Genomic DNA, 7,623 nt, shown 5'->3' with positions numbered 1-7,623 from the left:
ACTGGAGGTGTTGAGATCTGACACCACCCATTGCTGACCACGTACCTGTACCAGCGCTCCAATCTCTAAGGGTGCGAGTGTCATCAGAGACAAGGGTACCAGGTGCGTGCTCCTGTTGGTTGCGAGATTTGCGGGTGGCCGGAGGGCTGATCGGAGTAAAAGAGGGCTCTGGTGGTAATCAATCTTGAGTTGATCAGCTACTCCGGGAGCAAACGATATTGACTATGTCTAGGCCTTTGATGTGAGAAAGGCATGGAGAAGGCTAAGCAAACTTCATTACGCCGGTAATCGTATTGTGGCTCTAGATCGTTACGGGGAGAGAATAGAGAAAAGATGCAACGTTGGTTAGATGATTCATGTGCGATCAGTTGGAGTCAGCGATTGGATGACTTCAGCAAATGTAGCAGTCGGTAGCCCAACATCTCCGAGTGCGAGGAGTGCGTGAGTCGACGTAAGCATAATTGACCACTGGAGAAGTTCACGGTGAAGTGGAGGTGCCTGGGATTCTCTAAGGATGTGGGCGAACCCGTGGGTAGTGTCGATGTATGAATCGAGCACCCTGTGAGTCGGATGTCCGCCGTGCAAGCCAGAAAGCGCTCGATAGACGCGATGGTAGGTTTCGAGCACCCCTTTGATCCGGCCGGTTTCTTCGCTTAGCTGCTCAAGTGCGTTCGCTACGAATTCGAAATTCCAACGCTTTGGCTCCCACGTATTGTCTACGCATGGTGGGTTTGGAATGTCGAGTGCTTGCCCCTGGTCTTGTAGTTCTTGGATTTTCTTGTGCAGCGTGGTGCTTGCGCGGTGTGATTCGCCCAAGAAAAGTTCAAGTGCCTCGGAGCCACCCTCAAGAAGATACATGCCCGTGAGCCATGTCTCCAGGTGGTGTCGACTCAGCAAGCCCATGGTCATCGTGGGGAAGTCTAAGTGACAACCGATATTGAGTTGATCGAGAATGAGGCATTCGTGGCTAAGGGCAGCGAGCGAAAATGCCCGCCCAAAGGTGGATGTTTTCCAGATGAATTGGCACTTAGGGTGTGCCAAGTCTTCGCGTACAAGCGCGATTACTCGGCAAGACTCTTCAAGAAGCATGGGCAATGGAAAGGCAATTGTGTCAGCTGCAGTCTGATCAAGCATTAGTGATATACTCCAGTAACTTACATTTGGAGGACTGCATCATCCTCGTGGTAATCGTTGTTCGTTGCCGCCACAGTGCATTTTATATCAGAGAATGCTAGGACTTAAGCTTGGTGCTGGTTATTGTCAAGCTACGTCGTCCGACCTTGGAGCTATTTCGAGAAGGCCGCGTGCCCAGTCGCTTGAGCGACAAGTATCCCACCACGACTCTCCCGATGACAACATAGCGGCTCATGTCATTCAGACGACTCCGGTCACAACCACTAACCTGCCGAAAGCTGCTGATGGACGAATGGGAAAACGCGCAGGGTGTTGACTTAGATATCTCAAATTCCGTCCACCGTATGACCAGCTGCTCTAATGGCAACCTCAACCGATGCGCGAGCACCTTCTAGAGAGTCGTGCGTTTCGGGGGAATGCAGCCAGATCCCAGTCGCCTGAAAGGTGATGTCAGAACTACCGACTAGGAATGGGCCAACTTTATGGATAGCAGCGGGATATTGCATTAAGGGAAGGGGAGCATCGTTGCTTACGGAGCCCACCTCAACCAAAACGAGCGATCCTTCGTCTCCGTGTCGCCACGAGTAGTCCATATGCCACACTATAGCTGATAGTCACAAGATATGGGCTATAGAGGCGCGGAAGTGTATCGGTTCACCGTCGCGCAAGATAGGTTGCATATTTCGGTCAATTCGGACGCCTATTTTGGAGTTTTCTGACACCTAGGCAAGGGAACGCGAAAGCGCTCCTCAGTGCCGCGCCGTGTCCCTATGTCACCCCCTTTTTTCTAATAATTTGACGTCTTAGTGGCCCGCTCCCATATTAGGCGACATGCTTGGTACGATCACTGATTCTCCGTTGGGATTGGACGGCGCCTTAGAGAGGAAGGTCAAGCGGTGCGAACAGTCATCGTCCCTTAAGGAAAGACATCCGGCTAGTAAGGACTCTTGAACTCTTGCCTTGGAGCAATAGTCGTAAAACCGTGTTCGAACAGAGCACTCGGGAGCCGGAGTGCACCCGATTGTGCGAGGCGCAAATTACCACAGGCAACCGCTAAGGCAACCGGCCAAACTTTCCTGGCGCATCTTGCCATCAAATAGTGGCGGTAACCTGTGGTAATGTAGTGGAGGTGAAGGGACTCGAACCGTCGGACCTCTTGACTGCTTGTGTAGCGTGTGAGGTTCGAGGTGTTCAGCAATACATTCAATTTAAGCCTGTTATACGAACTTGAATATACACAGGGTGCTACTGGGAGCTAGGGTTCGGGTGAACGCTAGTCTCGTCCGGTCGCTCCGGTGCGATGATAGGGAACACAGGAGGTTCAAGGTCAATCCCTGGCACAGCACCCTCAAGTGCGATTAGTACCCACAGAGTCAATAGGGAGAGATCGAGATTCATTTCAAAATCCTGGCAAACCAATGCCATATTGAATTGAGATGGTATTTCGTTGACGCTCGATGAAGGCGATGCAGCACCGAGGACAATAGTGATTGCTGGAATCCAATTGGCAACTGCCTTCCTAAAGTGGTCGAGTTCATCGTCGGTAATGGCGGCGAGTCGTTCGCGTACGTAACTGAAGTTGCCGAGAGATCCTAACGGTAGCCCTTTGGAGATAATCGGCAGATCTAGGTTATGGTTTTGAGGCAGAAAGAAATGAATCAGTTCGTTCAATCCATCCTCCTCTCTTCGGTCAAGACTGGCCTCATCGCCCGTGATAACTTTGAACAATCCAACAATGGCATCGGAGAAGAGCATTCCGGAAGTTTCCGCTGAAGAGCCAAGAGTTCTGCGTTTCAGTTTTCGTAGCGACTTTGATGAAAACTCCCCCTGGTCGAGTCGATCTAACTCCTCTTCTACAGAGAGAAACCGTATAGCGTCATCTAAAACGGTGATAAGCCAAACGAGGCGACCCTTGATGAACGCAGTGGAAACTGGGTAACCTCGCCACCAGAGTTCGGTGCCTATGTCTGACAAGCGGTGTTTGCCCGACTGAGCTTGAAGTCCACAGATTGCAGTTGCTTGTCGTGATGTCCCTGCTGGATAAAAAGATACGCTTCCTTTGCCCTTACCGAGAGCTTTGCGTGTTGGCTTTGGCAATAGGCCAGCACGATGCCAGTTGGCGAGTTGTCGAGGAGTGACGAAATAACCGGCTTCCTGGAGACTGGCTAAGAGGGTGCGTGCAGGTTCAGAGTTTTCGTTCATAGTTCAATAGAGCCTACCCTATCCGGTCCCTGATGCGATAATCGACTTGACTAACATAGCTAACTACAGGGTATTTATAAAGCATGGATGCTCACAATGCGCGAAGGGAGGTGATATAAATGGGTAAGGCTTATGCAATAGCTTTGGCTATTCTTGCAGCTGTTGGATTTTTCCTGCATCCAAACGGGAAACGTCTAGTTGGCTTGATCATTGCAACGCTAGGACTTTAGCGATCGCGTCATGCTCCCGCTGAGGTCAATCTCGGGAGCCTGACGCACCATATTAATATCATCTGGGTTAGGGTCTACGTTGCAACACCTAATCCAGGCTTGAGGCTGCTATACGCGGAAAGTTCGTTCTCTCTCTTGTAAGGGTCAGATCGTACGCGTAGTTGGCTCGGATCAAATCAGCGACCTTGCAACCATCGAGAGAAGAGTTTCTCTCGAAATCCCTTAAGCGAATTGTCCTATGAAGTGTGACACAAGGTTCAGACCCAGAGGAAGTCCTCGCAGAGCATCTTATCGATGCATATGATCTCAGTGATAAAGGCTTAGCCCTGATTGATTCTGTACGGCCAGACGGTTTCACGTTCGCGCAGATGCCGGTGGAGGCTACCGTGTATCGACTTTATCTGACAGCAACATCGACATTTCGCTCAGGGCTTTGTTGGGCTCTATTGGCATTCATGTGGATAAAAGCGCCCTTTCATAGGGTGACTTCAAGTCAATCAGTCCACACGCTAGCATCACTGTCGCTGCTAGCTCTCCACGGAGTGGTAGCCGTGAGAACGGGGAATGATTGAGCGGGCTCATCCACCTAGAGCTTCCAGGGTTGTAACGTGTTGTCCATGACCGGAGACTGGGGAGGGGCAACTAGCACCCGGCTTTCGACTTGGTGAAGGTGTAACCGATAATCTCAATCGTGCCGGGGGTAAATTTGTCGGTTGCTTTCATACGATCGGGCAGAGCTCGTGGATTCCTCCATCCTCACCCCGCGTATGACCCTAATTGGACCTACTAGCAAGGGGTCTGATGGCTAGGGTTGTTAATAGCGATAACCATCAAATATAGAACCCAGATGCCGTATGCGTTACTCATACGGTTATTTCGGCCCCAAACACCCCGGTTGAACTGAGACTACGCATCAGATCCATGCTAAACCCATCCACGTGAGTGTCAACAGAGCCGTGAGTCATATGGGGAAGACGTTTTAGCTCAAACCTCACCAGCGTGGGAATCCGTGAAAGGGAAATCATTCAATTCCGCAAAGAATCTCGTTTCTTCCAATTCTCATCATAACAGCCATTCGTTCCGGACGACCACTATTTGTCCAGCCTACTCCCAGGGTCCTACGTATCTATTCCAGAATGAAGAGATGCATCCTAATATTATTATCATCACCCATTCCGAGTCGATCAATAATTTCGCGAGCAACATCATCAGTATCCGCGCGAGACATAATCTGATGCTCGCTAGAATCACCGTAAGTGTCAGATTCTATCTCACTTATTACATCCATACCCTCGATCGAACATTTTAAACCGCCGGCACCCGATATCGAGCCTTTGAACAACTCCCAAGGATGAGTCAAATTCAAGTTAACTGACTCTATATCCGTCCCAGTGTTCGAACAATGGGCGCAAACAATAGCACCCGCAGAACATTCACAACCCTGAATAATATCGTTAAGGTAGCGCACCCCTACATCTGGTTGATGGCTTACTACTGAACCAATCCGCGACGAACGATATCTCCGATAGGATGCTAGACACAAACCAGTCGAACTTTGACAGTTCTTCGCGATCCAATCGTGATCTGCCTGGTAGAGTGCCAAGCGACCGTCTATGCGATAGGTCTGTCCTCCAATCACAATTGAGGGTTGTCTTAGTAACCTAGCCTGTGCCGCAGGTAATTTAGATTTCAATTTGAAAACGCCACGATTTAACTCTGCCACTTTTGCTTGATATAGCAGCAGTAGCCCAGATGATTTGAAGAGAAACGCAATGTCTGCTCCCAGGAAATTAGATTCGGCAGTAGACGAGACCCCGTAGGATAAACCAGCCGGACCGTAGCGCCAAAGCGCTGCGACAGTGAGATCCGTTAAGCCAACTTCCATAACATCTAACTTGGTGCTAGGCTGTGTTATCAAGTTATTGTGTCGTTGTACAATGTTGTTGCCGGTTGGATTCAGTGCGCCATGCTCGAGCATACGTTCATACACCCTCCAGGATGCACAACCCATTGCTCCAATTAATGAGTTCATTACCACACCCATTACCATAACCGAATTCGTCGCGAAATTGATCGGCCTAAGCATGCACTGCGTTCGACCGAGAGGCTGATCACGCCGTTGGGCAATAATGTCTCCATTGAACTGCCTTTCTAGCTCAGCAAACCATCGTTGCGATGGTTTCTCAAACTCGACGGCCGCTTCAACCTGTCTCATAAGTGTCGTCCGCAACTCTCTTCAGAACCACGGCTATGACAACCGTGACGGCAGGATTACGACCGCGCCAGGACCCCAGCTGCAATGTGGCCGTCCAACTAGTGGCTTGATTCACTAGGACCGTTGTGATGATGGGTTTGCCGGAGTAGCTCTTCCATCGCCGACCACCCGACGCCCAGCGTCGCACCCAATAAGTAGGCCTCCTCGACCGTCCGCCGGTTATAGCGACCGTGACATCTCCATCACAATGAGAGAGACTAAGTCTGGCTCTATTGACATTCATGTGGATAGATTTGGCCTGGATCTGATCCATAGCCCCAGTTCAGTGGGGGTATTTGACGCTGAAGTAGCCACATAAGAAACGCACACGGTTTCTGAGCTCTAAATTTGGTGTTAGCAACCCATCAAAAAAGGAGTTCAGAACCGTGCGCGCTACCTCTCTAGTTAAGCAGATGCTTGCCCTTCGCAGTGTCACCGTCGTCGAGGTTTTAGTTCGTCCACACGAACTGCTGGTAAAGCTCAGGCTTACCCGATCGCGGTTGGTATGCCCGAAATGCTCCTATGCGACCCGGTCCTGTTATGACACGAGAACGCTCGACTCCCGATGGAGACACCTCGACATCGGGACTCACCAGACGTGGCTCTCGTGCCAGCTTAAGACGACTCCGGTGTCCAACCCACGGGGTGATCACTGAGGCAGTACCATTTGCCCGACCAGTTGGGGAGTCGCGGTTTACGAGGGACTTCGAGCACTTGGTAGCTTGGGCATGTGCCAAGATGGATAAGACCACGGTGACAAAACTGCTCAGAGTCGCCTGGCGTACGCCTAGGAACGATCTGTGAACGAGTCGTCGCTGAAGAGCTCGATCCCAACCGCCTTGACAATCTCTTCATTCTCGGAGTTGACGAGATCAGTTTCCGCAAACACCACAACTACTTAACGCTTGTCACCAATCACGAGACGGGCAAGATCGTCTATGGGGCAGAGGGGAAAAGTGCCAAGAGTCTAGATGAATTCTTCGATGACCTGGGTGAAGAACGGATTGCCAAGATAAAGGCAGCCACCATGGATCTCGGTCCAGCCTTTGCCAAGGCCTTCCGCGAGAAGGCACCTAACGTCCAAATCTGTCTCGATCCATTTCATGTGGTTAAGTTGGGAACCGAGGCCCTAGAGGAGGTACTCAAAGACCTTTGGCGGGAGATGAGAAAGCTCCCCTCTCCTGTCTATGCCCGTAAGTTCGCTGGGGCACGGTGGGCACTATTGAAGAATCCAGGAACCCTAACCAAGCGTCAAGGACTAGCCCTCTTAGCTGTCAAACAACGAGGAGGAGCTCTATGGCGAGCTTATGAGATGAAGGAGTCCTTACGGGCGATCTTTGCTGGTGACCTCGAAATCGACGAGGTGAATGAGATGCTCGATCACTGGTGCAAGCGAGCCTCACGCTCACGACTATCAAGTTTCATCCGGTTATCAAAGACCGTCCGTACTCATAGAGAAGGAATACTTGCCTCCGCCATACTTGGGGTATCCAATGGAAGGGTCGAGGGACTCAACACCAAGGTTCGCTCCATCATTGCCCGCTCGTATGGGTTTCACTCCGCTAAGGCTACCCTGGCCCTGGTGATGCTAGCTTGTGGACCGATTGACTTAAAGTTACCCTATGAAAGGGCGAGTTTATCCACATGAATGTCAATAGAGCCGTTTTCAAGGACCGTCCGGTGAGTGTTTTGCGAGATGAGCTCGACCTTCTCACAACCGATGCAGAGGCCGACAAAAACTATGCAGTCTTTGTCGATGACCTCGTTTACGGGTCAAAACCATCCTTTGATGAGGTCTCACAA

Annotated in this window: 5 protein-coding genes; 2 read left to right on the top strand and 3 right to left on the bottom strand. The window is 50.7% G+C overall.

Features of this window, described 5'->3' with window-relative positions; all coding sequences use genetic code 11:
• Window positions 1–354 precede the first annotated feature (354 nt).
• From M7439_RS12565 to M7439_RS12555, 3 genes are all read right to left on the bottom strand, one after another.
• The gene (locus tag M7439_RS12565; protein WP_308464514.1) at window positions 355–1,134 is read right to left on the bottom strand and encodes a hypothetical protein; all 780 of its coding nucleotides are present in this window, start codon (window positions 1,132–1,134) and stop codon (window positions 355–357) included.
• 1,245 nt (window positions 1,135–2,379) lie between these two features.
• Window positions 2,380–3,336 carry a hypothetical protein gene (locus M7439_RS12560; RefSeq protein WP_308464513.1) on the bottom strand — a complete coding sequence of 319 codons (957 nt, stop codon included), beginning with the start codon at window positions 3,334–3,336 and terminating at the stop codon, window positions 2,380–2,382.
• A gap of 1,356 nt (window positions 3,337–4,692) precedes the next feature.
• Complete coding sequence (locus tag M7439_RS12555; protein WP_308464512.1) at window positions 4,693–5,598, bottom strand: hypothetical protein; 906 nt, start codon at window positions 5,596–5,598, stop codon at window positions 4,693–4,695.
• A 744-nt stretch (window positions 5,599–6,342) separates the two neighbouring features.
• On the opposite strand from M7439_RS12555, the gene M7439_RS13180 reads away from it, so the two are divergent.
• Entirely contained in the window at window positions 6,343–6,624 is a 282-nt protein-coding gene (locus tag M7439_RS13180) for a transposase family protein (protein WP_374045757.1), read from the top strand.
• Window positions 6,617–7,468 (top strand): ISL3 family transposase, encoded by an 852-nt coding sequence (locus M7439_RS12550; protein ID WP_308464515.1) that lies wholly within the window; start codon window positions 6,617–6,619, stop codon window positions 7,466–7,468. The genes M7439_RS13180 and M7439_RS12550 overlap by 8 nt, the downstream gene beginning before the upstream one ends.
• The last annotated feature ends 155 nt before the right edge of the window (window positions 7,469–7,623 follow it).

It is taken from the genome of Ferrimicrobium sp. (assembly GCF_027319265.1).
GTDB lineage: Bacteria > Actinomycetota > Acidimicrobiia > Acidimicrobiales > Acidimicrobiaceae > Ferrimicrobium.
Note: the sequence above shows the minus strand (reverse complement) of the source record. Positions and strands in the feature narration are given on the sequence as shown.

Bases quoted from the DNA above. Each gene is read 5' to 3' on its own strand.
- M7439_RS12560 (WP_308464513.1), bottom strand. From the start codon at position 3,336: ATGAACGAAAACTCTGAACCTGCACGCACCCTCTTAGCCAGTCTCCAG.
- M7439_RS12565 (WP_308464514.1), bottom strand. From the start codon at position 1,134: ATGCTTGATCAGACTGCAGCTGACACAATTGCCTTTCCATTGCCCATG.
- M7439_RS13180 (WP_374045757.1), top strand. From the start codon at position 6,343: ATGCGACCCGGTCCTGTTATGACACGAGAACGCTCGACTCCCGATGGA.
- M7439_RS12555 (WP_308464512.1), bottom strand. From the start codon at position 5,598: ATGAACTCATTAATTGGAGCAATGGGTTGTGCATCCTGGAGGGTGTAT.